At 70.1% G+C, this 26,781-nt stretch carries 21 protein-coding genes; 8 read left to right on the top strand and 13 right to left on the bottom strand.

The window, feature by feature from the left end; all coding sequences use genetic code 11:
• Window positions 1-102 precede the first annotated feature (102 nt).
• From OG371_RS01030 to OG371_RS01090, 13 genes are all read right to left on the bottom strand, one after another.
• Window positions 103-948 carry a methylenetetrahydrofolate reductase gene (locus OG371_RS01030; RefSeq protein WP_329064564.1) on the bottom strand — a complete coding sequence of 282 codons (846 nt, stop codon included), beginning with the start codon at window positions 946-948 and terminating at the stop codon, window positions 103-105.
• 41 nt (window positions 949-989) lie between these two features.
• On the bottom strand, window positions 990-1,892 hold the full coding sequence (purU, locus tag OG371_RS01035) for a formyltetrahydrofolate deformylase (RefSeq protein WP_329064566.1): 903 nt from the start codon (window positions 1,890-1,892) through the stop codon (window positions 990-992).
• Window positions 1,893-1,911: 19 nt separating this feature from the next.
• Complete coding sequence (locus OG371_RS01040) at window positions 1,912-3,267, bottom strand: aminomethyl transferase family protein (protein ID WP_329064569.1); 1,356 nt, start codon at window positions 3,265-3,267, stop codon at window positions 1,912-1,914.
• A 76-nt stretch (window positions 3,268-3,343) separates the two neighbouring features.
• Complete coding sequence (gene trxB / locus OG371_RS01045) at window positions 3,344-4,282, bottom strand: thioredoxin-disulfide reductase (protein WP_329064571.1); 939 nt, start codon at window positions 4,280-4,282, stop codon at window positions 3,344-3,346.
• Window positions 4,283-4,458: 176 nt separating this feature from the next.
• Window positions 4,459-5,499 carry an AraC family transcriptional regulator gene (locus OG371_RS01050; RefSeq protein WP_329064574.1) on the bottom strand — a complete coding sequence of 347 codons (1,041 nt, stop codon included), beginning with the start codon at window positions 5,497-5,499 and terminating at the stop codon, window positions 4,459-4,461.
• 71 nt (window positions 5,500-5,570) lie between these two features.
• Window positions 5,571-6,509: a fumarylacetoacetate hydrolase family protein gene (locus OG371_RS01055; RefSeq protein WP_329064576.1), complete on the bottom strand. Its 939-nt coding sequence runs from the start codon at window positions 6,507-6,509 to the stop codon at window positions 5,571-5,573.
• 87 nt (window positions 6,510-6,596) lie between these two features.
• Window positions 6,597-7,313, bottom strand: coding sequence for an SDR family oxidoreductase (locus tag OG371_RS01060; RefSeq protein ID WP_329064579.1), 717 nt, complete (start codon window positions 7,311-7,313; stop codon window positions 6,597-6,599).
• Window positions 7,314-7,331: 18 nt separating this feature from the next.
• Window positions 7,332-8,819, bottom strand: a complete 1,488-nt coding sequence (locus OG371_RS01065; RefSeq protein ID WP_329064581.1) for a bifunctional 3-(3-hydroxy-phenyl)propionate/3-hydroxycinnamic acid hydroxylase — start codon at window positions 8,817-8,819, stop codon at window positions 7,332-7,334.
• 46 nt (window positions 8,820-8,865) lie between these two features.
• A complete protein-coding gene (locus tag OG371_RS01070) occupies window positions 8,866-9,288 on the bottom strand; it encodes a YciI family protein (RefSeq protein WP_329064583.1) in 423 nt (140 codons plus the stop codon).
• Window positions 9,289-9,300: 12 nt separating this feature from the next.
• Window positions 9,301-10,134 carry an SMP-30/gluconolactonase/LRE family protein gene (locus OG371_RS01075; protein WP_329064586.1) on the bottom strand — a complete coding sequence of 278 codons (834 nt, stop codon included), beginning with the start codon at window positions 10,132-10,134 and terminating at the stop codon, window positions 9,301-9,303.
• Window positions 10,131-11,057, bottom strand: a complete 927-nt coding sequence (locus OG371_RS01080; protein WP_329064588.1) for a VOC family protein — start codon at window positions 11,055-11,057, stop codon at window positions 10,131-10,133. Before OG371_RS01080 ends, OG371_RS01075 begins: the two co-directional genes overlap by 4 nt.
• Before the next feature lie 17 nt (window positions 11,058-11,074).
• Window positions 11,075-11,938, bottom strand: coding sequence for a fumarylacetoacetate hydrolase family protein (locus tag OG371_RS01085; protein ID WP_329064589.1), 864 nt, complete (start codon window positions 11,936-11,938; stop codon window positions 11,075-11,077).
• Between the two features lie 29 nt (window positions 11,939-11,967).
• Window positions 11,968-12,897 (bottom strand): glycine/sarcosine/betaine reductase selenoprotein B family protein, encoded by a 930-nt coding sequence (locus OG371_RS01090; RefSeq protein ID WP_329064591.1) that lies wholly within the window; start codon window positions 12,895-12,897, stop codon window positions 11,968-11,970.
• 517 nt (window positions 12,898-13,414) lie between these two features.
• On the opposite strand from OG371_RS01090, the gene OG371_RS01095 reads away from it, so the two are divergent.
• From OG371_RS01095 to OG371_RS01130, 8 genes are all read left to right on the top strand, one after another.
• A complete protein-coding gene (locus OG371_RS01095) occupies window positions 13,415-14,458 on the top strand; it encodes an SMP-30/gluconolactonase/LRE family protein (RefSeq protein ID WP_329064593.1) in 1,044 nt (347 codons plus the stop codon).
• A 42-nt stretch (window positions 14,459-14,500) separates the two neighbouring features.
• Window positions 14,501-14,719, top strand: a complete 219-nt coding sequence (locus tag OG371_RS01100; protein WP_329064594.1) for a DUF4926 domain-containing protein — start codon at window positions 14,501-14,503, stop codon at window positions 14,717-14,719.
• A gap of 93 nt (window positions 14,720-14,812) precedes the next feature.
• Window positions 14,813-15,181 carry an amidohydrolase family protein gene (locus OG371_RS01105; protein ID WP_329064596.1) on the top strand — a complete coding sequence of 123 codons (369 nt, stop codon included), beginning with the start codon at window positions 14,813-14,815 and terminating at the stop codon, window positions 15,179-15,181.
• A 184-nt stretch (window positions 15,182-15,365) separates the two neighbouring features.
• On the top strand, window positions 15,366-16,931 hold the full coding sequence (locus tag OG371_RS01110; protein WP_329064598.1) for an LCP family protein: 1,566 nt from the start codon (window positions 15,366-15,368) through the stop codon (window positions 16,929-16,931).
• 116 nt (window positions 16,932-17,047) lie between these two features.
• On the top strand, window positions 17,048-18,097 hold the full coding sequence (locus OG371_RS01115) for a LacI family DNA-binding transcriptional regulator (RefSeq protein ID WP_329064599.1): 1,050 nt from the start codon (window positions 17,048-17,050) through the stop codon (window positions 18,095-18,097).
• Window positions 18,098-18,266: 169 nt separating this feature from the next.
• Window positions 18,267-22,034: a GH92 family glycosyl hydrolase gene (locus OG371_RS01120; RefSeq protein WP_329064601.1), complete on the top strand. Its 3,768-nt coding sequence runs from the start codon at window positions 18,267-18,269 to the stop codon at window positions 22,032-22,034.
• 18 nt (window positions 22,035-22,052) lie between these two features.
• Complete coding sequence (locus tag OG371_RS01125) at window positions 22,053-23,156, top strand: DUF5005 domain-containing protein (RefSeq protein WP_329064603.1); 1,104 nt, start codon at window positions 22,053-22,055, stop codon at window positions 23,154-23,156.
• Between the two features lie 13 nt (window positions 23,157-23,169).
• On the top strand, window positions 23,170-26,763 hold the full coding sequence (locus OG371_RS01130; protein WP_329064605.1) for a discoidin domain-containing protein: 3,594 nt from the start codon (window positions 23,170-23,172) through the stop codon (window positions 26,761-26,763).
• Window positions 26,764-26,781: the final 18 nt, after the last annotated feature.

The raw sequence follows: 26,781 nt of genomic DNA on the forward strand, positions 1-26,781 counted from the left end.
GGTCACCGGCCGCGGTACCGGCTCGGCACCGCGGTTCCCGGCCGAGGGCGGGAAATCCCCTCCAGACCGTGCCATGGCGGATTCTCCTTGCCGGGTAACAGCTCAGGCCAGGCCGGCTTGGTCCGACGGAGTGGTGGCGTGGCGCTGCCAGTCGGCGGCGAGGTCGATCTGGTTGAAGCTGAACAGGTGCAGCCCCTCGATGCCGAGCGCCTGGTGCTGTGCCTCGTCGCCGAGCCGGGACAGCAGCTGCTCCGGCCGGTAGGCATTGCCGCGCACCAGGTTCTTGACCATGCCGTGCTGTTTGGTCAGGTACCGGACCGACGAGCCGACGCCGATCCGCATCGAGAGCTCGATCAGCTTGCGGATCTGGACCGGCCCCGCGACGCCGACGCGTAGTGGCAGGGTGAGGCCGTCGGCCCGCCTTCGCGTCAGCCAGCGCAGGAGCGCGGGAGCGTCGAAACACAGCTGGCTCACCATGTAGCCGGCGTGGCGCTGCTTGCGGTGCAGGTCCGCGTCCAGCACCTCTTCGCCGATCGACGGGTGGCCTTCGGGATAGCAGCCGACGCCGATCCGGGTGATCGGGTGCTCGATGGCCGCCAGTGCCTCGAGCAGGTCGGCGGCGCACGAATAGGGCCCGGCCGGGTCCTCGACGTCCCCGCCGATGACGAACAGGTCCCGGACCCCGGCCTGCCCCAGCCTGCCGACCAGCTCGTGCAGCGCGGCCTCGCTCTCGACCTGGCGGGCAGCGAGGTGCGGGACGGCCCGGTAGCCGAGGCCGGCGACCGTCTCGGCGGTTTCGATCGTCCGCTCGAGGCCGAGCTTCGGCGAGCAGGTGATGGTGAACGTGGTGCCCGCGGGAGTGGCGAGCATTTTCTCGACGGCTCCCCGCATGGGGATGACTTCGATGTCGGTGGATCGGGCGAGCGTGCCGACGGCGTCGCTGGGCACGGTGTTCCTCCTTGTCATGGGGTGCCCCGGGAACGGGGGGTTCAGGTGAAGACGACGGTGCGGTGTTCGTCGAGCAGCACGCGGTTCGTGGTGTGCCAGTGGACGGCGCGGGCGAGGGCGAGGCATTCGGTGTCCCGGCCCCGCGCGGAGACCTCGTCGGCCGACATCGAGTGGTCGATCCGGGCGAGTTCCTGCTCGATGATCGGCCCCTCGTCGAGGTCGGTCGTGACGTAGTGCGCGGTGGCGCCGACGAGCTTGACGCCGCGGTCGTAGGCCTGGTGGTAGGGCCGGGCTCCCTTGAAGCTGGGCAGCATCGAGTGGTGGATGTTGATCGCCCGGCCCTCGAGCTGCTTGCACAGGTCCTCGGACAGGACCTGCATGTAGCGGGCCAGCACGACCAGATCCACGTCGAGGTCCTCGACGAGCTCCAGCAGCCTGCGTTCGGCGGCCGGCTTGGTCTCGGCCGTGACCGGGATGTGGTGGAAGGGCACGTCGTTGTGCTCGGCGAGCGGCCTCAGGTCGGGATGGTTGGACACGACCGCGACGACGTCGATGCCGAGCGCTCCGGTGCTCGCCCGGTACAGCAGGTCGTTGAGGCAGTGCCCGAACTTGCTGACCATGATCAGCACGCGCTGGCGGGCGCGCGCATCGGTGAGGCGCCAGGCCATGCCGAAGGAGTCGGCGATGCGGCCGAAATCCCCGCGCAGGACTTCCGGGTCGGGCAACGCGTCGCCGGCGGCCTCGAACTGCACGCGCATGAAGAAGCGGCCTGTGCGCCGATCGCCGTACTGCTGGCTTTCCACGACGTTGCCGCCATGGTCGAACACGAAGGTCGAGACGGTCTGGATGATGCCCGCGCGGTCGGGGCAGGACAGCGTCAGCACGAGATGCGCCGCGTCGTCCGCCCGCGCTCGCGCGGGACTGGGTACGGAGGTCAAGGACATGGGCGCTCCCAGGAGGCGATCACGCGAGCGGAGTGGTGCTGACGGTCGCGCGGATCTCGGTCTGCACGTGGTTTTCGACGTCGGGCTTGGCCGAGCCGCCGTCCGGTTCGCCCCACACGACGGTGACCTCGGCACCGTCGACCGCGTCCGCTTCGTCGATCATGGCCAGCGACGACCAGCCACCGACGTTGACGGTGTAGCCGGTCCGGTTGGAGATGCCGACGACGCGATCGCCTGCGCGGACGGTGTCGTACTGGAAGGTCGCGTAGACGGCGTACGGCACTTGCAGGTACTTCGTCCGTGCCTTGCCGCCGAAGAGTCCGCCGGCCAGCAGCCGGGTGACGTCTTCGTCGTGCCAGCGCAGCCAGACCTTGCGCCGGTGCGGCCGGCCGGCCATCCGCTCGAGTGCCGACCGGCCGAGGAAGTCGTGGTCGAACTTGACGACGTTGCCGTAGCCGAGCTCCCAGGGCGTGGGGTAGTAGTCCTCGATGTCGGCGGAGTCGAAGCTGCCGCCGAGGCAGGCCCGCCCGGCGAACGACGCGTCCGCGCTCAGCCATTCGCGGAACGCCCGGGTGGATTCGCCGGAGTAGATCGCCGGGACGGGCAGGCCGATCCAGCCTGACTCCAGCGCCGTCGTGGAGTAGGCGATCGCCCCACCTTCGCGCAGGCCGAACTCCTCGCCCGCGCGCAGGAGCGCCTCCAGGACGGCGGGCCCCTCGGCGAGTGGCCCGAACAGTTCGAGGCCGGTCATCTCCATGCCGGGGGTGCCGGTCATGGTGTGGTTCAGCGCGCGCACCACGTGCCCGGCGACGGTGAACCGGCCCATGCGGAAGAACTTGATGCGGTCGATGGGCCCGCCGTGGGCCTTTTCCGCGATCTTCAGCGCCGCCGGTCCCTGCAGCTGGTAGCGGTACAGGAGCCGCCGGCCCTGGTTCAGCGGTGTGCTCTCGTCCCGGGTCACCTCGACCCGGTAGCCGCCCGTTTCGGCCTGGAAGGTGATCCAGTCGTGCACCGACGCTCCCCCGACCAGGCTGACCTTGTCGTCCGCCATGCCGAAGAGGATCGCGTCGCCCACGAAGTAGCCGTCCTCGCGAACGGCGACGTACTGCTTGGCCCGGTCGGTGCCGAACGTGGCGAAGCTGTTGACGCCGAAGTCGCTCATCAGCCGGTGTGCGTCCGGGCCGGTGAACGTGACGTCGAGCATGTGGTGGGACTGGTCGAACAGGACCGCGGTTTCTTTCCACGACGCCTGTTCGTCGCGCCAGTTCGAATACTCGCTCTTGATCGGGAACGGGTGTGCTCCGCCCGGGGTGTGCCTCAGCATCGGCACCGGCCCGCCGGATCGCCGGATCTTGGTTTCGAGGCTCTCTGACATGCGAATTCCCTTCTGCGGCCGTCGAAGACCGCCGTGTGCTCGGAGGCTCTGTGCGTGGGCTGTCCCGGAGCGGCGGTCAGCCGGCCGGTGCGGCGGCCAGCCAGCGCTCGGCGTCGATCGCCGCCGAGCAGCCGGAACCGGCAGCGGTGATCGCCTGGCGGTAGCTGCGGTCGACCAGGTCACCGCAAGCGAACACGCCGTCGGCGGTGGTGCGGGTGGACGGGGATCCGACGGTCACGTAGCCGTCCGGGTCGGTCGCGACGACGCCGCGGACCAGCTCGCTGCGCGGATCGTGCCCGATCGCGACGAACATCCCGGTGACGCCGAGAGCGGATTCCCGTCCGGTCTTGGTGTCGCGCAAGGTCAGGTGCGTGACCTTGCCGTCGCTTTCGCCGTGGACGGCGGCGACCGCGGCCCCGGTGTGCCAGCGGATCTTCGCGTCGGCACGGGCTCGCTCGAGCATGATGCGCGAGGCCCGGAATTCATCGCTGCGGTGCACGATCGTGACCGAGCGGGCGAATCGGGTGAGGAAGGTGGCCTCTTCCATCGCGGAGTCACCGCCGCCGATCACCGCGATGTCCTGGTCCCGGAAGAAGAACCCGTCACAGGTCGCGCAGGACGACACGCCGTGGCCCAGAAGCTCCTGCTCGCCGGGAACACCGAGATAGCGCGCCGCCGCCCCCATGGCGAGGACCACCGCGCGGGCGTGATGGGTGACGCCGCCCGCGGAGACGGACTTGACCGGCCCGGTCAGGTCGACGGACTCGACGTCCTCGGCGCGCAATTCGGCTCCGAAGTGCGCCGCCTGCTTGCGGAGCTGCTCCATGAGCGCGGGACCGGAGACCCCCTCGGGGAAACCCGGGAAGTTCTCGACCTCCGTCGTGGTCATCAGCGCGCCACCGAACTGGGTGCCCTCGAACACGAGCGGGCGGAGCTGGGCGCGGGCGGCGTACACCGCCGCGGTGTATCCCGCCGGGCCGGAGCCGATGATGATGAGGTCATGGAACAAGGGCATGGCAAATCTCCTCGGCGGCGATGCGAATGGAACGCCGGAGTGACGATGGAATTGATGTCCTGAAAGGACAGATGAAAACGAATCAGCGGGCGCGGTAACTTGCGTGTTCCTTCACCAGGAAGGTTATCGGCCGCGCCGGTACCGGCCGAGTCGTTGCCCGAAGCCGGAGGTGCCGGTTAACGAACCGCGGTACCGGACCGCAGCGTCGTGGCCGGACGGACCCCGAAGCGCTCGCTGTAACTGGTCGCGAACCGGCCGGCGTGCCAGAAGCCCCAGCGGCACGAGACTTCGGTGACGGTGGTGCCGTCTCCGGGATTGGCCCGCTGAAGCTCCTCGTGCGCGCGAATCAACCGCTGCTCACGAATGAACTCCCGCGGAGTCTTGCCCAGTTCCTTCCGGAAGCCCAGCTCGAGCGCCCGGACCGTGACACCCACCGCGTGGGCCAGCTCGGGGATCGTCCAGGTGGCCTGTTCCTCGGCCGAAACCAGGTCGATCGCCTCGCGGACGCTGCGGCGGCCCGGCCGCACTCGCTCCCCCAGGAGCCGGGCCCGGTAGTTGTGGTCCAGGCCCAGCAGCACCGTGAAGAGGATCTGCTCTTCGAGCCGGCGGGTGACCACGGCCGGCAGGGGTGAATCCGGGTCCTTCGCGTCGTAGCTGGCCGCCAGCAGTTCGGCGGTCCCCGCCAGCGACAGGCGAGCCGGGCCGGTGACCGGGCCGGACCGGAAGCGCAGGTCCGTGGGCGGCGGCTCCAGGAGCAGGTTCCCCAGCGCGTGCTCGACCGCGTGCGAGTCGATGCGCAGCGTGAGTACCGAGGCCTGGTCGCTCCACCGCGCGTGCATGGCGTCGCGCGAGCTGGTGACCCCCGCCGTCTCCCCGGCCACGAGGTCGAACTCGCTGCCCTGGTGGCGCAGCTGCACGTGGCCGTCGATCGGGAGCACGACCGCCAGGTAGTCACCGCGCGAAGTACCGAGCCGGTCCACGACGACATCGGTGCCGTAGCTCATGTACAGGAGCCAGGCGGAGTGGACCCGGACCGCGCGGCAGGTGGCCTCGAACCGCTGGTCCTGATCGCTGACGACCAGCTGGTTCGTCGACAGAATCGCCGCCGACAGGGCCAGCGCCTCCACCGGGTCTTTCGTGCTGTAGCGCTCGTAGGCGTGCAACGGGCCGTCGTGGTGGCTGCTCCCCGGGGCGACGAGGCTGTCGTGTTCGAGCATTCCGCTCTCCTCCCGAACTCCTTTGTGCCCTGTTCGCCCCGAGTTTGACGACGGAAGTCGGAAAACCGATCTTACCATTGTTGCTTCGGCCGGAAAGGAATCACGGGACGGCCTTCGCGGATGCGCGCGTCGACGGCGCCGAGCGGGCCGCCTTCCAGGCGGACCCGGTCGCCAGGACCGAGGTAAGGGTAGGCGTCGGCGCCGTGCACCCGGGACAGCTCGAGGATGCATCCAGTGCCCACGGTGCCGCTGGCGATGACGTCGCCGGGCACGAGCCGGGTGCCGCGAGAGGCGTAGCAGATCATCTCGCCGAACGACCAGTACAAGTCGGCCAGATTGCCGCTGCTGTAGGTCACGCCGTTGACCGACCCGGTCAGCTCGACGTCGTAAGCGCGGCCCGAGGCCAGTGCCTCGAACTCGTCGGTCGTGACCAGCCAGGGGCCGAAGCTGCTCGCCGAGTCCTTGCCCTTGGCCGGCCCGAGGCCCACCCGCATCTCGGCGGCCTGCAGGTCGCGGTTGCTCCAGTCGCAGAACAGCGTGAACCCGGCGATGTGGCCGACCGCCTCGTCCGGCGACAGGTCGGCGCCGGCCCGCCCGATGACGGCGGCCACCTCGATCTCGTAGTCGAGCGCGGCGCTGCCCGGCGCGATCTCCACGTCCGCGTGCGCGCCGCGCACTGCCGCCGGATTGGTGAAGTAGAACACCGGCAGCTCGTACCAGAGCGGGTCCACCGGCTGCCCGAGCGCGACGCTCGAGGTCACCACGTGTTCCTCGAACGCCATGAAGTCCCTGATCGACGGCGGCACCGGCACCGGCGCCAGCAGTTCCACCGCCGCCGGGTCGGTGCCCGGTTCCCGGGCCGCCGCCATCTCCGCGGCGCGGAGGCGGGAGCCGTCGTCACCGAGCAGGTCGATCAGCCTCGATGCGCCGGGAACCCGATGAAGCTGCCCGCCCTGCCAGATCCCCACTCGCTCGGCGCCGTCAGGCCCCCGGTAGCTGCTGATCCGCATGACTGTACTCCCTCTGCTGATCAGGCTCGTGAGTGTTCATGACGGTTAGAACCGTCATAGACACTCACGAGTCGTTGGGGCGCAGCGCTAGAGCAGGTGCGCGCCCGCGTCCACGACGAGGTTCTCGCCGTTGACGCTCGAACAGGTCAGCAGGAACAGCACCGCCGCGACGATGTCCTGCGGAGTGGGCAGCCGCTTGGCCGGCGTGCGCAGGCGCTGCGCCTCGAAGAACTCGGCGCGGATCGGGTCGGCGTTGTCGATGGCCTCCGTGCCCGCGACCGTGCCGGGCGTGATGGCGTTCACCCGCACCGGGGCGATCTCGACCGCCAGCGAGTTGACCAGGCCGGGAATGGCGGAGTTGGCCATCGACATGGTCGTGGACCCCGGCGAGGGCCGCCACATGGACAGGCCGCTGAACAGCACGACGGAGCCGTCCGGGTCGAGCTTGGGCAATGCGTGCGCGACGGCGTTCGCGTAGCCGACCGTCTTGATCAGCATCATCCGCGCGGCGGCGTCCGCCCGGAAGCCGGCCGCGGTGTTGTGGTCCCGCTCGATGGCGGTGAGCACCAGATGGTCGACCACGTCGAGGTCGCTGAACAGCCGGCCGATGGAGCCGGCGTCCAGCAAGTCGCAGGCGAGCCCGCGAGCCGACGGGCCGAGTTCGGCGGCACGGGCGGCCGCGACGTCCGCGTCCCGCCCGGTGACCGTCACCCGCGCGCCCTGTTCCGCCGCGGTCCGGGCCAGTGCGAACCCCAGGCCACGCGCTCCGCCGATGACGAGCAGGTGTGCGTCTTTCTTGAGCATCGTGCCCATCCTTTTCTTCTACGCCGCCGATACGGCGGACGGCAGCAACACGGTCTCGAGTGCGGCGGCCAAGGCGTCCAATTCGGCCGAGGTGCCTGCGGCGCCGAAGAGGTACCGATCGGGCCTGATGATCACGGCGGCTGAGCCCAGACTCGTTACCCAGTCCCGAATCTCCTCGGAGAACTCGTCGAGGACCCGGGCGCCGAGCGACTTCAGCAACGCCTTCGTCCGATCGCTGGTCCCGGAAAGGACCGCCGGATCTCCCACCACGGCGAAGCGGTAGCCCACGACATCGTCGAGGAGCCGGCCACTCGCGGTTCTCGGCTGGGCGCTCAGCGTTCCGGCGAGTTCGTTCGTCTCGTCCCGGACGCCCGGGCCGAGCCGCGGGCGCAGTGCCTCGGCCCGGAACACGGGCGGGTCCTCCTCCGCCGCCACCAGAGCCTCGATCTTGTTCGCCAGCTGCGCGGACAGCTTTGTGTACGCGTCCACATGCGGCCGGCGCTCGGTCTCGTAGGTGTCCAGCAGCCCGATCGGCGAGTCGCCGCGGACTACCCGGCCGAGCTTCCAGGCGAGATTCGTGGCGTCCCGGATGCCGGAACACATCCCCTGGCCGAGGTGGGGCGGCATGGTGTGGGCGGAGTCCCCGGCGATCAGGACCCGGCCGGCGCGCCACGGGCTGGCCGTGAGCGACCGCCACTCGTAGACGTCACAGCGGAGCAGCCGGTACTGGTCCGGGCTGAACCACGGCGAAAGCAGTTCGTACGCCTTCTCGGTCCGCTCGAAGGCCGCCGCGTCGTCATCCGGGCGAAGCATCAGTTCGAGCCGCAAGCGAGGCGCGGCGATCGGCGTGAACGTCAGCGGATTGCGGATCGCGCCCTGGATGAAGGCATCGCGGCCGGTGAGATTTTCGTTGGTGACAAAGGGAGTGATGTCGATGATCAGGGAGCGGTGGGTCGCGTGGTGATCGATCTGCGCGCAGCCCATGAACCCGCGCACACTCGAGTTGGCGCCGTCGCACCCCACCACGAACCGCGCCCGGATCCGGCGGTCCTGCGCGGTGGCGATCTCGCGGACGTGCACCAGCACGCCGTCGCCGGCGTCCTCCAGCGCGGTGACCTCCCAGCCGAAGTACGTGCTCGCCTTGGCGTAGCTGTGGACCTTGCCGCGCAACACGGCCTCGAAGTCGGGCTGGTGGAACATGTAGTCCGACTGCCAGCCCTGCTCGGTGCGTCCCCGGTTCATCGCCATCTGCATCACGATGCGCCACTTCGAGTCGTAGTGGCGGTAGATGCCCATCAGCGAGAAGTCCTTCTCGAGGTGCTGCACACCGAGCGTCTGGAACGCTCTCATCGTCTCGTCGTCGACGTGAGTCGCGCGGGGACGGGCCATCGGCATCCGGCCGCGGTCGATGACCGCGACCCGGAGGCCCTCCGTCTCCAGGAGTCGCGCGAGCGCCAGACCTGTTGTCCCGCAACCGATTACGGCGACATCAACCGCACTGTTCATAGCACCCTCGAGTCTGGTGTGGATGGATGGGGACGCGGCACACTGCTCAGCCGAGGCTGAACTTGTCGGCGAGCAGGCTGAAGCTGAGCCGGACGGTCCCCTCGTTCAGTTGCCAGCCGTGCACGGTGTTCACCCGGAGGCCTTCGCGGTGGAAGGGTTCGGTGTCGGAGATGGCCACCGCGGCGGCCAGGGAGGATGCCCTGATGATGGCGGTGCCGCTGCCGTCCCACTGGTCACCGGCGGCGTTGGCGCCGGACAGGAACAACACACCGTTCTCCTCCTGCTCTTCCAGCCAGAGGATGTGTTCCCGGAGGTGGGGGGCCAGATAGTCCAGCGGTGCGTCCACGGAATGCGTCATGTCCATCCGGATCATGTAGAACTGCACCTGACGCAGGTTTTGCAAGTGCTCTTCGAGGGTGCGCGAGTCCGGCCCGGGGCCGGGCCGGTTTTCGGTTCCACTGGTGGTCATCTCGGATTCTCCTCAGCGGACAGCGTCTGGTTCGTAAACCTCGACGTGGGTTTTCAAGGTCTTGGCGGCGACTGCCTCCAGGACGGAGCCGCCGCCGGTTTCGGCCACGGTCACGAAAAGCCGGCCTTCCGGGTCCAGGCAGCACGCGACCGGCTGACCCTCACCCGTGCCGATCCGGTCCAGCCGACCGGATTCGTCGACGAGGGCGACCGCGTGGGCGCTGAGTGTGCAGACCCAGACGCCTTGCGCGGCGGCGCAGATCCCGTCGGGCCGCGCTTCAGGGTGCACCAGCGCGGCGAGGTCGGCGAACAGCCGCCGATCGGTGAGCTGTCCGTCCACACCGACGGTGAAGGCGGTCAGCCGCTGGGCCCAGGTTTCGGCGACGACCAGGGTGCGGCCGTCGTCGATGATCGCCAGCCCGTTCGGGAACTCGACGTCTTCCGCCGCCACCGTCGCCCGGCCGTCCGGAGCGACCCGGATCAGGCGGCCCGGCCGCGGCTGTTCACCGAGGTGGGCGGCGTAGCCGACATCGCCGACATAAAGACCGCCGTGGCGGTCGCCGACCATGTCTCCCAAGGGGCCCGCGGCGACGTCGGACAGGTCGGCGTACGCCCCGAAGCCGGCTCCGTCCCAGAGCCCGACTCTCTTTTCGCGCATGATCGCGCCGGCCAGGCGGCCGCCGGGCAGGAACCACAATCCGTTCGATTGCGCGGTCAGCGGGGTGAAGGCCCAGGTGCCGCCGCTGTCGGTCCAGATCCCGCCCTTCTGCGGGTCCGAGACCCACAGCGCGCCGTCATTCCACCGTGGGCCTTCGCCCAGGGTCAGTCCGTCGCGGTACCGGCTCATGGCGTTCCGTGCGCCCCGGTCATGTGGGCGGCGAGGTCCTCCGGGCGGATGAAGGACGGCGGAAGCGGCGGCCCCCAGCTGTAGGCGGCCTTGTCGTCCTCCCAGACCTGCGGGGACCACAGCGCGTCGTCGACGATGCAGTCGAGGTCGGAGTAGTACTCGGAGAACGTCCCCGCGGGGTCCCTGAGGTACCAGAAGAAGTTGGAGCCGATGAAATGGCGTCCCAGCCCCCACGCGTGGCGCTCGGGGTTGTCTTCGAGCATCGCCATCGCACCTCGCCCGACTTCGTCGACGTCGTCGACCTGCCAGGCGGTGTGGTGCAGGAAGTTGACCGGCGCCCCCTGGACCAGCACGTTGTGATGGTCAGACGAGCACCTCATGAACGCCGCGGTGTCGCGGACCTCGTCGGACACCTTCAGCCCGAAGCCGTCGGTGAAGAACCTCTGACTGGTGGCCTGATCGACGGAGCCGATCACGACGTGACCGAGTTTGCGCGGCCGCACCTTGCCTTCACGCAGGATCGCGGGCGCGCGGGCTTCCGGCCGCTCGATGAGTCCCGGCTGGTTGTGCGGGGCCTCCGGGGACGGGTGCTGAACCAGCCGCCGGGTCACCTTGGCCGTGACCTCGACCCCGGTGACCGGCTCGAGCGCCGTCACGGAGTCCGGGGAGAGCTGGGAAACGGCGACGTCGATCCGGCGGAGCCGGCCGGCGATCCAGCCGATGTCGTCGGGGTCGTCGACCCCGATCTCCATGCGCAGCAACTGCCGGTGCGGTGCCGGCACCAGCCGGAGCTGCTTGCCGCCGTCGGCCGTCGACAGCCAGCCGCCGTCCTCGCCGGCGAGCCCGAAGTCCTCGTAGTAGCCGCGGACCGCTGTCGCATCGGGCACCCCGATGGTCAGCGCGTTCAAGTTGTGCAGTGGCATGAGCTGTTCCCTTCGATTCAGGCAGTCCGCGAGACGTGCCGGGGACCTTCGGCGAACGTGTTGCGAAGGCGGCCGATGCCGGAGATCCACGTCTCGAGGACGTCGCCGGGCGCGAGGTAACGCCGCGGTGCCCGGGAATGCCCCACGCCGGACGGCGTACCGGTGAAGATGAGGTCGCCGGGGACCAGCGGGAGGATCGCGGAGAGCCGCTCGACGAGGGAGGCGACCGGGAAGATGAGGTCGCCGGTGCGGGCGCGCTGGACGACCTCGCCGTTGACGCTGCAGCCGATCTCCAGATCGTCGCGATCGGTGAGCTCGCCGGGTGTGACGATCTCGGGTCCGATGGGGCCGAAGCCCGGGAAGGACTTGCCGATGCTGAACTGGGGCGGGACGCCGACGAGCTGACGAGTCCGTTCGGACAGGTCCTGCCCGACCGTGACACCCGCGACGTGGTCCCAGGCCCGGGCCGCCTCGACGTGGACCGCCCGCCGGCCGATGACGACCACCAGTTCCGCCTCCCAGTCCACTGTGGACGTCGGTAGCCGCACCTCGTCGTTCGGGCCCGCCAGTGAAGTCGGGAACTTGGTGAACACGGCCGGTTCGGGCGGCAGCGGCAGTCCTCCCTCGGCGGCGTGGTCGGCGTAGTTCATCCCGATCGCGAACACCTGTGAGGGGCGCGGCACGGGCGCCCTGAGACGGCTCGGGTCGCCGGGCTCGGCTCGGGGCCCGCGAAGCTCGCCCGCCCAGGCGATGAACTCGTCCCAGCGGGAGAACACGGCCTGCGGGTCCGCGGAGAACCGTCCGTCGCTGGCGACCTCGACGTCGGTGACGCCGTCCGGGTACTTGAGCACGAGCCGGCCGTCAAGATTGGTGATACGCATGCGGCGCACTTCCCTTTTGCTCGATGCGGTCAGCAGGCGCACCGGATGGCGAACTCGTGCTCGTTCCCGCCGCCCAGGACCTGCGCGTGGGCCGCCGCATTCGTCCGGACGGCGCCGCGGATCTCGTTGTCGAGGCGGTAAACGTCCGCGACGAGGGCTTCCCAGTCCCGGTTGCCGTCCGCGGCCCACTGGAAGGGCAGCCGGTTCAGTGCCCAGTCCGGCCCGGCCTGCTCGGCGTGCTGCAGCGCGGCCTTGACGATCTCCCGTTGCTGCGCCTTCTCCCGGGGCCGGCCGGCCGTGCACCCCAGCGGGAAATCGAGGAACGAGGCACGAGGCGGCTTCAGGTAAGTGGCGTGTTTGTACAGCGTGGTGATGCTGGTGGTCGGCAGGCCCCGCCGTTCGAGCGCGCGGGCGAGCACCCCGAAGGCCACGTGGCACTGCGGGCAGAACGGCACCACCAGCACCAGGTCGACGCCCATGGCTTCGAACTCCTCGACGATCCGGGGAGCCACCTCGGTCGCCAGCTCGTCGAACTGGCTGATCGAGCCGGTCATCGACACGGCGTTGTCCGCGTACCGGCCGATGACTCCGTCTCGTTCCAGGTCGAGCATGGTGTCCCTCGGGTAGGCCACGTTGGGGTCGGCGAGGGCGAAGGCGCGGATCGGGGTCATGTGCCCGAACAGCACCTCGTCGAGGTCACGCTCCCTGGGCAGCAGCCGGTAGGACAGGTCGCTGTGCTGCCGGAGCCGCGGCTGGTCCGGGAAGTAGGCGCCGGAGGACACCAGCAGCCCGACCGTGGCCTCCCGCAACGGGACCCGCAGCGGGGTCAGGGCCGGGGAATCGAAGTCGGGCAGCGGTTCGGGCTCTATCCCCAGCACGTTCCGGAGCAGGTCGTCCGGGTCGAACACCGGGAAACCAGGATCGGCCAAGCGGGAAGTCGTCTGATCGACGTCGGTCACGTCATCACCTCGGAAGGAGCGGCTGAATACGTTCCGGGAGGGCGGGAAATCGCACCTCGGAAAGGGACGCTATCGCCCCGTCCCGCACCGGCCGAGCCGTTGAGCGAAGCCGGAGGTGCCAGTTAACGAACCCCGGTACCAGCCCGTACCGCAGCGCCGTGTCGACTTCGGCGCTTCGTCCGAAAGGAACCGCAGCCGCCCTTGAGCGGCTTCACGCTATTTCGCAATCAGGTACATCAATTTCCCGCTGACGCTTGTTTCACGTCTCTTCGGATACGCAAATAATTCGAAAGGCCCGGAACCTCCGTAGTGCGACTCCTGCTCCACTGTGGACCGCGAGCCCCGTCCGTGTCCAAGCCCTCTTGCAGCTCCTGTGATACCCGCAGGACATCAGCGTGGTTCTTTCAGGCCTTGACGAAACAGGCGCGGTGGATGTCTCATGGATCACGCCGCCGCCACGGGCCCCGTCCGGTTTCACGATCGCGTGGAGAGCTCGTCCTCCGCGGCAAGGAGCGTCATGCCCTCGACCCCAGGCAGTCCCTGCCTCCTGACGGCCGCCGCGGTGGCCGTCGCCCTCGGCACGTCCCTGGTGTCCCCCGCCTTCGCGACTGCGCAGCTCACCACCCCGGACCGAGCCACCTCGTTCGACCGGCCAGGCGGCCCGTTCCCCGGCCCCCTGCCCTCCCCGACGCTGACCGCGACCAAGATCAAGGACGGGTTCAACTTCCTGGAAGGCCCCACCTGGGACGCGGCGACGCAGACGTTGCTGCTGACGAACATCCACGACGGCACCGGCCCGCACAAGGTCCAGCCGTCCGACATCCTGCGCTACACCCCGGGGGACGGCACGTTCACCACTTTCCTGTCCGGCTCGGGTAGCAACGGCCTGGCCCTGAGCCGGGACGGCAAGTCCGTCCTGGCGGCGACGCACGACCAGCGCAGCGTGTCGTCCTACGACCTGGCGACGAAACAGCGCACGACTCTCGCGGCGACCTACCAAGGCCACCTGTTCAACTCGCCGAACGACCTCACCCAGTCCGCGGACGGCACGGTGTACTTCACCGACCCCGACTTCCAGCGCGCGGACCGCCCGGACGAGATGTCGGGCTGCACCGGCGTCTACCGGATCAGCGACGGCGCCGTCTCCCTGATCGACGACACCATCCGCGAGCCCAACGGAATCGAACTGTCCCCGGACGGCAAGACCCTGTACGTGGGCGGAAACGCCACCGGCAACATCTACCGCTACCCGGTAAACCCCGACGGCAGCACCGGCCCCCGCACGGACTTCACCTCGCTGGACGGCACCGACGGCGGCACGATCGACTGCGCGGGAAACGTTTACCAAATCACTTACGGCGACGGAAAGGTGCACGTCTTCTCCCCCTCCGGTCAGACGCTGGGAACGATCTCGGCCGGGCCTGACGCAACCAACGTGACCTTCGGCGGGGCGGATCGCCGGACGCTCTACATAACGTCTGGCGTCCCGTCCAGTGGTGGTGACAGTGGGAACTTCGGGCTCTACCGCATCCGGTTGGACGTGCCAGGCTGGCCGTACTGAGCCAACCCCACTCCGCTGTCCGGATTCACCAGGAGATTTACGTTGATCGAGCAGTATGCCAAGGTGCGAATATTGACAAACCGGTTTCATGCGGATGGTGTGCGCGCAGGCGATACCGGTTACGCCATCGAATGCTATCCGAAAGGACGCTACGAAGTGGAAATTTCCAAGTCCGATGGCGTGACGATCGCACAATTTGTTGCCGAAGAGGCCGAGCTTCAGCAAAATGATCACCGAACGCCCAAGAAAGACAGGAAGTAGACGTGAGTCAAGCGATGGCATGGTTACGTTCGTGGTGACGGTGAAGCCCTGAAATTCCGCCCGCTGTTCGTCGCGCGATCGGGCTTCACCGGCGTGAACGGCCGGCCGGCGAACAACCAGGAGAACTGGCCCGAGCCGGTCGAACCGGAGGATCTGGACAAAGGCGGGATCATCCAGGTCGACGACGCCGGCACCGCGCGGCGGCTCGTCAAGGAGTTACTCGACCAGGTCGAGCTCCCACTGTTCGCGAAGGCCGGGCTTCCCTGCGCCGAGATCATCGCCACCGCCACCGCCAACGCCGCCGAAAAGGTCGGCAAACGGGACAGCATGGGCACAATCGCCGTGGACTCGGCCGCCGACGCGGTCCTGCTCGACGCCGATCCACTCAGCGACATCACCCGCCTCACCGGCCCGGGCCACCGCCGGGCCGTCATCAACGCCGGGCACCTCGTCCGCCGCTGAGCGTGGTTCGTCACTGCGGGGCAACCAACCCGTGGCCGGCGCGTCAGGCCCTCAAGAAGACGATGTGTACCGAAGTCGAGAGGGGTCTGCTGTGGACGGTCGTGATGGGGACCGGTTCGGGCCCGCACCCGGACGACGGCGGCCGGTTCCCCCGCCGCCTGTCCAGCGGGGTTCCGCGCGCCGGATGGGAGCGCGCCGCAGTGGCGCCGTGGTGGCCGGGGTCCTGTCGCTGCTGGTGCTGTGCCTGACCGGTTACGGCTGGACGCAGTACAACAACCTGGTCGCCGGACTGCACACCTCGGACGCGCTCGGCGGCGACACGAAATCGGCCAACGGGGACACCAACATCCTCATCATGGGCCTGGACAGCCGGCTCGACGAGAACGGCAACGCGCTGCCGCAGGACATCTACGACGCGCTGCACGCCGGCGACCAGCAGGACGGCGGCAACAACGCCAACGTCCTGATGCTGCTGCACGTCCCCGGTGACGGCAGCAAGGCGACCTCGCTGTCCATCCCCCGGGACGACTACGTCGACATCCCCGGCTGCCCGGACGGGCAGTGCAAGGGCAAGATCAAGCAGGCCTACGGGCTGGCGTTCGACCAGAAGGCCAAGCAGCTGGTCAACGAGGGCGGCGACAAGAGCCAGCGCGAGCAGCAGGAGCGCGAAGCCGGTCGCAAGGCCGAAATCGACACCGTGCGCCAGTTCCTCGGCGGAGTCCCGGTGGACCACTTCGCCGAAGTCACCCTTGTCGCGTTCTTCCAGATCGCGCAGGTCGTGCAGCCGGTAACCGTTTGCCTCAACGAAGACACCCAGGACAGCTACTCCGGCGCCGACTTCCACCAGGGCCGGCAGCAGATCAACGCCGCGCAGGCGGTGGCGTTCGTGCGCCAGCGCCGCGATGTGGTCCACCCGCAGCTGAACTTCACCGACCTGGACCGCGAGGTCCGCCAGCAGGCCTTCATCTCTTCCCTGGCCTATCAGCTGAAGCAGGGCGGGGTGTTCACCAATCCGTCGCAGTTGCAAGGCATCCTGAACGTCGCCAAGCAGAACATGGCCGTCGACGCCGGTCTGGACCTGATGTCGTTCGCCGGCCAGGCCGCGAACCTGACCGGCGGCAACATCAGCTTCGTCACGCTCCCGATCGTCAAGTTCGGCAAGAACACCTCCGGCGAAGACGTCAACATCGTCGACGTCGCCCAGGTGCAGGGCGTGGTCCGGCAGCTGATCGGCGGCACCGCACCCGCCCCGCCGTCGTCGTCCGCGCCGTCGAGTGCCGGCAGCGGTGCCCAGGCGGGGCAGGCGACCGTGGACGTCGTCAACGGCACCAGCCGCACCGGCCTGGCCTCCACCGTCTCCCACGCGTTGGCCGCCAAGGGATACGCCGCCGGCACCACCTCCACCGACCCGCGCCACGTCAGCCGGACGGTGGTCTACTACGGCAGCGGCGGCAGCACATCCGCGTCGGCGGTGGCCAAGCTGCTGGGCGGCGTCACCACCGAGCACGACTCCACCGTGCCGTCCGGGCACGTCCGGGTGGTCATCGGCACCGCGTTCACCATGCCGTCCGCACTGGCCGCAGCCGGTGGGGGCACCTCCGGCGGCCAGCCGTCGGCCCCGCCCGCTTCCGGTGGGGGCGCCTCCGGCAGCCAGCCGTCGGCCCCGCCCACTTCCGGTGCTGCCGGAGCACCGGACAGTTCGGCCCCACCCAACGGCCTGTCCGGCGGCGGCATTCCCTGCGTCAAGTAGACCCGGCGGACTCCGCCGTCCGCTCGACGCTGGCCACACATTGGCTCCGTAGCGATAGCCATTCTGGGACCAGTCACGGAAGCACCGGTCCCCTGTCATTGCGGTACCGTCCGGCAATGGCCGACGCGCCGAAGGAGACCGGCCGCCGGGGTCCCGCGCCCACCGGGCGGCCGACGATGCGTGATGTCGCGATGGCGGCATCGGTGAGCGTGAAGACCGTCTCCCGGGTGGTGCACAACTACCCGTTCATCAGCGACGACGTCCGCGGGCGGGTCCAAGCCGAGATCCGCCGCCTCGGGTTCCGGCCCAACGGGTACGCCGTGGGCCTGCGGCGGACCGACCGGATCGGCGGTGGTATCGGCGTGCTCGCCGCGGACCTTGCCGACCCGTTCTACGCGGCGATGGTCAGCGCCGTCGAAGAAGTCAGCACCGGGCGGTCGTTCACCACGCTCGTGGCCGGTTCAGGCGAGGATCCCGCCCGTGAACGCGCGCTGCTGACCTCCTTCGTCGAACGCCGGCTCGACGGGCTCGTGGTCGTTTCGGCCGACCGCGTGCACGACCACCTGCGCCCCTACCTCGATGCCGGGACCCGGATCGTGTTCGCCGACCGGCCACCGCGACGGCTGCCGGTGGACTGCGTCCTCGCCGGGCACGCGGACGGAGCCGCGCAGGCAGTGCGGCACCTGCTCGGGCAGGGCCACACGAGCATCGCCTACGTGGGGCACTCCCCCGCGGTTCACACGGCGGCCGAACGGCTGCGGGGCTTCCGCGCCGAACTGGGTGAGGCCGGGCACGAGCCGCACTCCGTCCACACCGACGCGATCGACTCGTCGGCGGCGTTCCGGGTGACCGCCGGACTGCTCGCCGCCGGCACCGCCCCGACCGCGATCTTCGCCGACAATCCCCGGATCGTCGGCGGCGTGGCGCGGGCCATCGCGGCGTCCCGCGCGCCGGGGACGGCCTTGGTCGCCTTCGACGACTCCGAGCTCGCCGAAGCCCTGGGCGTGACGGTGGTCGCCCAGGATGTCCGGGAGCTGGGCGGCCAAGCCGCGAGGTTGTTGTTCGCGCGTCTCGACGGCGAACGATCACGCCCGCGGCGAGTTGTCCTGCCGACCACGCTCATCCCCCGCGGCTCGGGGGAAGGTCTCGGCACAACCCTGCGCTGACCCGGTCTCCCAGGCCGGTCCGGCGACCTGCCCGAAGCGCTGTTGACCAGGTTTCTGTCCTGTTCAGAGCGTTGACAACGCTGACAAGCGCAGCCGACACTTAGCGCCGCTGCCAACGTTGTCAATCCAGCGGGCCGACCTGCCCGGCTGATCCACGAGGGAGCCCGCCGTGGCCGTTGTCCCCCACCGACTGCTGGCTGCCGCCACCGCGGCCGTGGTCGTCTCGAGCCTGCTCGCCGCGACGCCGGCCGGCGCGGCCGTCTCCGCCTTCCGGTCCTCGTTCGAGACCGGAGATCCCGCGTTGTCCTGGGAAAGCACTCCCGAACCGGGCGCGCACGACGTGGTCCCGGGCGCGGCTCTGCCGGCGGCGGCCGCGCCGGCCGCGGTGAGCGGTGACGGGACCGCACCCGGATCCGCGGTCGACCGCGACCCCGCCACCAGCTGGCAGGTTCCCGCCACCCGCGGCACCTTGACCTTGGCGCTCGGCACCACGACGGCGGTCGTCACCTACACCCTGACCTCCGCCGGGGACGCCCCGGCGCGCGACCCGAAGACCTGGACCCTGCAGGGCTCGGCCGACGGGACCCGCTGGCAGACCGTCGACGACCGGCGCGACCAGGACTTCACCCAGCGCGGCCAGACCCGGGTGTTCGCCGTCGCGCGCCCCGGGGCCTACCGGCACTACCGGCTCGCCGTGACCGCGAACCACGGCGACGCGCATCTCCAGCTGGCCGAAATCGCGCTGGGTGGCCAGGGCGGCGCCCCCGGGATGACCGCGGAAGTCGGTGACGGTCCCGCGGCCGGCCCGACCGTCAAACCACACCAGGGTTTCAGCGGCACACACTCCCTGCACTACGAGGGCTGGCAGACCGGCGCCCGCGGGACCGTCACCGACCGGCTCTACGACGTCCGGGTGCCGGTGGGACGCACCACGCGGCTGTCGTACGTGATCTTCCCCGAGTTCACCGGGAACGACACCACCTACCCGAGCACCTACGCCGCGGTGGACCTGCAGTTCACCGACGGCTCGAAGCTCAGCGGCCTGCCCGTCACCGACCAGAACGGCGTCCGGCTCACCGCGCCGGCCCAGGGGGCGGCGCAGACTCTCCACGCCGGACAGTGGAACCAGGTCACCGCCGACCTCGGCGCCTTCGCGGCCGGCAAGACCGTCGCCCGGATCCAGCTCACCTGGACCGGGCCGGGCGACCGGGCCCACTTCGCCGGCTGGGTCGACGACATCGCCATCGCGGACGGGCCGGCCGGGTCGTGCGCCGACCGGCACGTCACCGAGTGCGCCGTGACCACCCGCGGCACCAACTCCTCCGGCGACTACTCCCGCGGCGCCACCATCCCGGCCACCTCGCTACCGCACGGCTTCAACTTCTGGACGCCGATGACCGACGCGTCCTCCACCGGCACCCTCTACCAGTACTCCCGCGACAACACCCCGGCCGGGCGCCCCGCTCTGCAAGCCTTCTCCGTCAGCCACGAGCCGAGCCCCTGGGTCGGCGACCACCAGACGTTCCAGGTCATGCCGTCCACTTCGGACACTCCCGGAACCGCCGACCGCGCGAAGCGGGCCCTCACCTTCGGCCACGACCACGAATCCGCGCGTCCCGACCGGTACGGCGTCACCTTCGACAACGGCCTGAGCACCGAGATGACGCCGACCGACCACGCCGCCGTCTTCCGGTTCCGCTTCCCCGCCGGGGGCGACAGCCTCATCTTCGACAACGTCGACGGCCGCTCCGGCGTCACCGTCGACCGCGCGGCCGGGGTGGTCACCGGGTTCTCCGACGTCAGCGGCTTCTGGGGCGCACCACGGATGTTCGTCTACGCCACCTTCGACCGGCCGATGACCGCGTCCGGCTCACTGACCGGCGGCGGTGGCCCTGCGGCCTACGCGGGCTTCGGGCTCGGCGCCGACCGCACCCTGACCATGCGGATCGCGACGTCGTTCCTCAGCGTCGACCAGGCCAAGCACAACCTGGAGCTGGAGGTCGGCGCCCGCGGCTTCGACCAGGTCCGCGCCGACGCCCAGCGGACGTGGGACCGGCAGCTCGGCGTGATCACCGTCGACGGCGCGACCGAGGACCAGCTGACCACGCTCTACTCGAGCCTCTACCGCCTCAACCTGTACCCGAACGAGCTGGCCGAGAACACCGGCGACGCACAACGGCCCGACTACCGTTACGCCAGCCCGTATTCCGGCAGCGCCGGGCCGAACACACCGACCACGACGGGGTCCACGATCAAGAACGGGCGGCCGTACGCCAACGAAGGGTTCTGGGACACCTACCGCAGCGCGTGGTCGCTGGACTCGCTGCTCTACCCGAGCCTGACCGGGCAGATGATCGACGGGTTCGTGCAGCAGTACCGCGACGGTGGCTGGGTCGGCCAGTGGACCGCGCCCGGCTACCTCGGCTTCAGCGGCACCAGCTCCGACGTCGCCATCGCCGACGCCTACCTGCGCGGCGTCACGAACTTCGACGTCGCCTCGGCCTACGAAGCCGCGGTGAAGGACGCGATGGTGCCCTCGTCCGGGCTGACCGGCCGCCCGGACGTGCAGCACACGACGTTCCTCGGCTACACACCGTCCGAAACGGGCTCGAGCGCGTCGGCGTCGCTGGAAGACTGGATCGCCGACTACGGCATCGCGCAGATGTCGCTGAAGCTCTACCACACCGCCAAGCCAAGCGATCCCCGGCGCGACGAGTACCTGACCAACTACCACTACTTCCTCGACCGCTCCTCCGGCTACGCGAAGATCTTCGAACCCCAGACCGGCTTCTTCCAGCCCAAGAACACCGCCGGTGAGTGGGCCCACGCGCCCGGGACGTACAACCCGCTCGACTGGAACGCCGGCGACTACACCGAAGGCGACGGCTGGACGTACGCGTTCTCCGTCCCGCAGGACGGCGCCGGCCTGGCCGGCCTCTACGGCGGCCGTGCGGGACTCGCGAAGAAGCTCGACCAGTTCTTCGCCACGCCGGAAACCGCGCAGTACGGCGGCGGCTGGGGCGGGCCCTACCACGAGATGTTCGAGTCCCGTGACGACCGGTTCGGCCAGTGGGCCTACAACGACCAGCCCGCCATGCACGTGCCTTACATGTACGACTACGCCGGGCAGCCGTCGAAGGCCGCCGGGCTCGTGCGGTCGATGCTCGCGCGGTCGTTCACCGGCAGCGGCATCGGCCAGGGCTACCCCGGCGACGAGGACAACGGCTCGATGTCGGCGTTCTACGTGATGAACGCCCTCGGGTTCTACCCGCTGCAGAGCGGTGCGCCGACGTTCGCGATCGGCTCGCCGCTCTACGATCGGGCGACGCTCCACCTGGAGAACGGCCGCACGCTCACCATCACCGCGTCCGGCAACTCCGCGCGCAACGTCTACGTGCAGGCGATGTTCGTCAACGGCCGCCCGAGCAGCCGTACCTGGGTGAACCACGACGACCTCGCGAACGGCGGCCGGATCGACTTCCTGATGGGTCCCCTGCCGTCGCGGTGGGGCACCGGGCCGCAGGACGCTCCACCGTCAGCGGACGCCGCTCCGCAGCAGGACTTCGCCGCGCCGGGCACCACGACGACCGCCGCGGTCACGGACAACACTTCCGCCACCGTCGCCGACCTGCCCGCGACGGGCGGGAACGTGAGCTTCACGCTGCCGGCCGCGCACCAGGTCGAGCAGTACACGGTCACCGCGGGCTCGGCCGGCGGGGCCGATCCGGCGACGTGGACGCTGTCCGGCTCCACGGACGGCATCCACTGGACGACGCTCGACCGGCGTCAGGACCAGAAGTTCGCCTGGCGCAACCAGACCCGCGTCTTCACACCGTCCCAGGGCGGCACCTACCGGTACTACCGGCTCGACGTCGCCGCCGCGCCGGGCGCCACGAAGACGTCGATCGCCGAACTCGAACTGCTCGGGCACCGCTGACCACGGAAAGGATCGGCCATGATCGCCCGCCGCACCCTGGCGCTGTGCGCCGCCATGACTGCTTCACTCGCCCTCGCCGGGCCGGCCGCCGCGGCCGACCGGCCACTGAGGATCGTCGGCGCGCAGGCCGACACCGCGCTCACCCAGCGCTGGCAGGATTTCGGCCGCCGCCCCGGCGTCGGCTGGGCGGCCGCGGACGGCACCTACTCGACCCGGCTGCCCTCCGGGCTGGTCGCGTGGCTGTTCAACGACACATTCTTCGGGCCGGTGCGCGCCGACGACAGCCTGCCGGAGACGGCGCCGTTCACCCACAACTCGGCCGTGCTGTCCACATCGGACGCCAAGCACCTGCTGACGACCATCGCGCCGGGCCCGCCGGACCACCCGCAGTCACTCGTCGGCCCGACCCCGCAGGGCCCGGGCGCACCGAACGACCACTGGTACTGGAACGGTGACGGCATCGTCGACGGCGGAAAGCTGCGCGTGATCGAGTTCGAGCAGGCGCCGACCGACGACCCGCCGCCGTTCAACTTCACCTGGACGCGCACGAAGCTGGCTACCCTCGATCCGCTGACGTTCCGGCTGGAGAAGCTCGCCGAAGTACCGTCGGCCGGCGGTGTCCAATGGGGCACCGAGCTCATGCGCGACGGCGCGTGGACCTACATCTACGGCGTCGAAGGTGACGGCTTCACGAAGTACCTGCACCTCGCCCGCGCCCCGCTCGGCCGGCTCGACGGGCCCTGGCAGTTCTGCACCGCGACCGGCTGGACGGACGACCCGGCGGCGTCGGCGCGGCTGCTCGGCAACGTCGGCAGTTCCTTCGGCGTGACACCGGTCGGTGGCGAGTACCTGCTCACGACGTTCGACTCGGGCCTGACCAGCACCATCCACGCCTACCACGCGCCCGGCCCGGCCGGCCCGTTCACCGGCGGCGAGACGGTCTACACCGCGCCGGAGGCCGGCAACGGCCGCTACACCTACAACGTCGCCGCTCATCCGGAGATCAGCCGTCCCGGGCACCTGGTCATCTCCTACAACACCAACAGCGAAAAACTCGCCGACCTCTACGCGAACATCGACAACAACCGGCCGCGGTTCGTCGACCTCCAGCTCTCCCGATAAGGAGTCCTGCCCCGTGAGCGATGTTTCCCGCCGCCGGTTCCTCCAGTCCAACGCCGTCCTGCTCGCCGGGCTGGGCCTCCCGGCCGCGTTGCCCGGACCCGCCGAAGCCCGGCCGCCGGCGACCGACCTCGCGCGCTACCGGCCGGTGTCGGCGTCCTCGACCGCGTACGCGCCGACGCCGGCGTGGTTCGCCGTGGACGGGCTGGCCGAGACCGGTGTCCGCGGCTCCGGCTGGCGCGCCGGCGCGGGCGCCCCGCAATGGCTCGCCGTCGACCTGCAGGCGCCTTGCACCGTCGAGTCGGTGGTCCTGGTGTTCGAGGCGACCGCCACCGACCCGGCCTTCACGCCCGCTTCGGGTATCAACCCGTTCCTCGACACCACCGGCTGGGAAGTCCTCTCCAGCTCCGCGGTCGCGTTCACCCTCGACGTCTCCGCCGACGGACGCGCCTGGCAGACCGTCCACGCGGCCACCGACAGTCCCGGTGGCCGCGTGGTGATCACGCTCGACCAGCCGGTGACCGCCCGCTGGGTGCGGCTCTCGGCCACGGAACAAGCGAACGCCAATCCGCTCGGGGTCAACGGGTTCGAGGTGTACGGGCACACCGACCGCCCTCGCCCGGCCGCCACCGGGTGGACCGACTGGGGCCACCACCCCGGCCCGGCGCCCGCGTTGACCACGGCGGACGACGGCACCGTCCCGCTGGAGTCGGGCTGGGCGCTGACCATGGACTCCCGCGTGAGCGCCGACGGGCCCGCGCTCGCCCGCGCCGGTGCCGACACTTCGGCCTGGCTGCCCGCGACCGTGCCCGGCACCGTGCACACGGCACTGGTCGAGCAGGGCAAGCTGCCCGAGCCGACCAGCGGGTTCGGCAACATGCGTGCTCCGGAAGCACTGTCGCGGCACAGCTGGTGGTACCGCCGCGAGTTCTCGCTCCCCCACGGGTTCGACGCGGGCCGCCGCGTCTGGCTGGAGTTCGACGGCGTCGACCACCACGCGCAGGCGTGGGTGAACGGGGTTTCCGTCGGCGAGCTGACCCATCCCGTGGCGCGGGCGGCCTTCGACATCACCGCTGTCCTGCCCGGCCACGGCACCCACGCCCTCGCCGTGCGGATCGACCCGATGCCGCACCCGGGCAACCCCGGCGACAAGGGCCCCGACGGCGTCTCGACGTTGAACTCCAACGCCGAGCAGAAGGACCTGCCCGGCTACATCTCGATCAGCGGCTGGGACTGGATGCCCGGCGTCCGCGACCGCGGCGCCGGCCTCTGGAACCACGTCCGGCTGCGCTCGACCGGCGACGCCGTGCTCGGCGAACCCCGCGTCGACACCAAGCTGCCGAACCTGCCCGACACCACGGTCGCCGAAGTGACCGTGGTCGTCCCGGTGCGCAATGCCTCGGCCGGGACTCTCTCGGTAACCGTCGCCATCGAACTGGCGGGCGCGCGGGCCGCCCGCCGGGTGGACGTCGCGGCGGGCGCCTCGGCCGACGTCACGTTCAGCCCGGCGACCGACCCGGCACTGCGGCTGTCCCGGCCGGAACTGTGGTGGCCCAACGGTTACGGCGAACCGAAACTGCACCCGCTGACGACCACCGCCACCGTCGACGACCGGGTCAGCGACCGCCGCACGGTGCGTACGGGCCTGCGGCAGTTCGGCTACACCGCGACCCAGCCGATCGTGGTCGACCCGGCCACCGACCACTCCCCGCCGCAGACGGTCGAATTCGACCGGACCACCGCCCGGCACGTGCGGGTCCAGGGCGGGAAGCGTGCGACCGGCTACGGGATTTCGCTGTGGACACTGTCCGTTGCAGACGGCGCCGGGCCCGATCTGGCCCGGGCGAAGACCGCGACCGCGTCGTCGGAGGACAATGCGAACGACACCGCCCCGAACGCCGTGGACGGCCGCGACGACACCCGCTGGTCTTCGGGGTACTCCGATGGCCAGTGGATCCAGGTCGATCTCGGCGCGCCGACGGCGTTCGACCGCGTCGTGCTCACCTGGGAAACCGCGTACGCGCTGACCTTCACCGTGCAGGTGTCCGACGACGGCGGCACCTGGCGTGACGTGAAGCAGGTCAGCAACGCCGGCACCCCGCTGCAGATCAGCGTCAACGGGGTGCGCGTGTTCGCCAAGGGCGGCAACTGGGGCTTCGACGAGCTGCTGCGCCGCGTGCTCCCCCACCGGATGGCCGACACCGTCGAACTGCACCGCGACATGAACTTCACCATGATCCGCAACTGGGTCGGCTCCAGCAACCGGGAAGAGTTCTTCGCTGCCTGCGACGAGAACGGCATCCTGGTGTGGAACGACTTCTGGGCCGGTGACGCGATCTTCCCGCCCGACAACAACGTCTTCCTGGCCATCGCCGCGGACACCGTCGTGCGCTACCGGCACCACCCCTCGATCGCGGTGTGGTGCGCCACCAACGAGAGCGACCCGCCCGCGGCCATGGACGCCGGGCTGCGCGCCCTGCTCGCCCGGGAACAGCCGGAGCTGTGGTACCAGGGCAACTCCGCGGGCGGCGTCGTCACCGGGCATGGGCCGTACTCCTGGATCGACCCCGCCCGCTACTTCGACGGCGACACGTACTCGATCGGCAGCTACGGCTTCCACACCGAGATCGGCCTGCCGACCGTGCCGGTCGCGGAAAGCATGCGGCACCTCGCGGGCGATCAGCCGGCCTGGCCGATCGGACCGGTGTGGTTCAACCACGACTGGTGCACCCGCGGCGGCCAGAACCCCGACACCTATCGCGCCGCGATCGAAGACCGGTTCGGGACCGCGTCCTCGCTCGAGGATTTCTGCGCCAAGGCCCAGCTGGTCAACTACGAGAGCATGCGCGCCATTTTCGAGGCCTACAACGCGGCCCTGTGGAACGACGCGTCAGGTGTGCTGCTGTGGATGTCCCACCCGGCGCACCACAGCACGGTCTGGCAGACCTACGACTACGACCTCGACACCAACGGCAGCTTCCACGGCGCCCGCAAGGGCTGCGAACCCCTGCACGTCCAGGCGCGGCTCTCGGACTGGCAGGTCCACGCGGTCAACCAGACCGCGCGGCCCCTCGACGGCGCCACGGTGCGCGCCGAGCTGCTCGACCTGCGCGGCCGATCACTGGGCGCTCCGCTGACCGCGCCGGTGTCGGTTCCGGCATCCTCGGTTTCGGCGGCCTTCACCGTGCCCTTCACCGCGGCGCTGCCGCCCCTGCACCTGCTGCGGCTGCGCCTGGCCGGCGACGACGGCGCCGAGCTCTCGCGCAACGTCTACTGGCGCTACCGGACCCCGGCCGACGCGCGGGAGCTGGCCCGGACCACCACCGACGTCGACCTGCGCACCGGCCCGGTCCGCCGCACCGGCGACCGCTCCGAAGTGGTGGTCACCGTGCGCAACACCGGCCGCGCGGTCGCCGCGGGCGTCCGCCTCTCGGCCCGCGACGCGCGAACCGATCAGCGGGTGCTTCCGTTGCGCTGCAGCGAGAACTACCTGTGGCTGCTCCCGGGCGAGACCGCCGAGGTGACGGTCTCCTGGCCCAGCCGGGCCCTTTCGTCCGGGCGGCCGCGCTTGGTGGCGGAAGGTCTCAACCTCCCGCGTCGCACGACCTGAACAATCCGCGGTTCCCGG

Source organism: Amycolatopsis sp. NBC_01480 (genome assembly GCF_036227205.1).
Taxonomy (GTDB): Bacteria; Actinomycetota; Actinomycetes; order Mycobacteriales; family Pseudonocardiaceae; genus Amycolatopsis.

Coding starts and splice junctions, on each gene's coding strand:
- purU (WP_329064566.1), bottom strand. CDS start 1,892: ATGTCCTTGACCTCCGTACCCAGTCCCGCGCGAGCGCGGGCGGACGAC.
- OG371_RS01040 (WP_329064569.1), bottom strand. CDS start 3,267: ATGTCAGAGAGCCTCGAAACCAAGATCCGGCGATCCGGCGGGCCGGTG.
- trxB (WP_329064571.1), bottom strand. CDS start 4,282: ATGCCCTTGTTCCATGACCTCATCATCATCGGCTCCGGCCCGGCGGGA.
- OG371_RS01050 (WP_329064574.1), bottom strand. CDS start 5,499: ATGCTCGAACACGACAGCCTCGTCGCCCCGGGGAGCAGCCACCACGAC.
- OG371_RS01055 (WP_329064576.1), bottom strand. CDS start 6,509: ATGCGGATCAGCAGCTACCGGGGGCCTGACGGCGCCGAGCGAGTGGGG.
- OG371_RS01060 (WP_329064579.1), bottom strand. CDS start 7,313: ATGCTCAAGAAAGACGCACACCTGCTCGTCATCGGCGGAGCGCGTGGC.
- OG371_RS01065 (WP_329064581.1), bottom strand. CDS start 8,819: ATGAACAGTGCGGTTGATGTCGCCGTAATCGGTTGCGGGACAACAGGT.
- OG371_RS01070 (WP_329064583.1), bottom strand. CDS start 9,288: ATGACCACCAGTGGAACCGAAAACCGGCCCGGCCCCGGGCCGGACTCG.
- OG371_RS01075 (WP_329064586.1), bottom strand. CDS start 10,134: ATGAGCCGGTACCGCGACGGACTGACCCTGGGCGAAGGCCCACGGTGG.
- OG371_RS01080 (WP_329064588.1), bottom strand. CDS start 11,057: ATGCCACTGCACAACTTGAACGCGCTGACCATCGGGGTGCCCGATGCG.
- OG371_RS01085 (WP_329064589.1), bottom strand. CDS start 11,938: ATGCGTATCACCAATCTTGACGGCCGGCTCGTGCTCAAGTACCCGGAC.
- OG371_RS01095 (WP_329064593.1), top strand. CDS start 13,415: ATGCCCTCGACCCCAGGCAGTCCCTGCCTCCTGACGGCCGCCGCGGTG.
- OG371_RS01110 (WP_329064598.1), top strand. CDS start 15,366: ATGGGAGCGCGCCGCAGTGGCGCCGTGGTGGCCGGGGTCCTGTCGCTG.
- OG371_RS01115 (WP_329064599.1), top strand. CDS start 17,048: ATGGCCGACGCGCCGAAGGAGACCGGCCGCCGGGGTCCCGCGCCCACC.
- OG371_RS01125 (WP_329064603.1), top strand. CDS start 22,053: ATGATCGCCCGCCGCACCCTGGCGCTGTGCGCCGCCATGACTGCTTCA.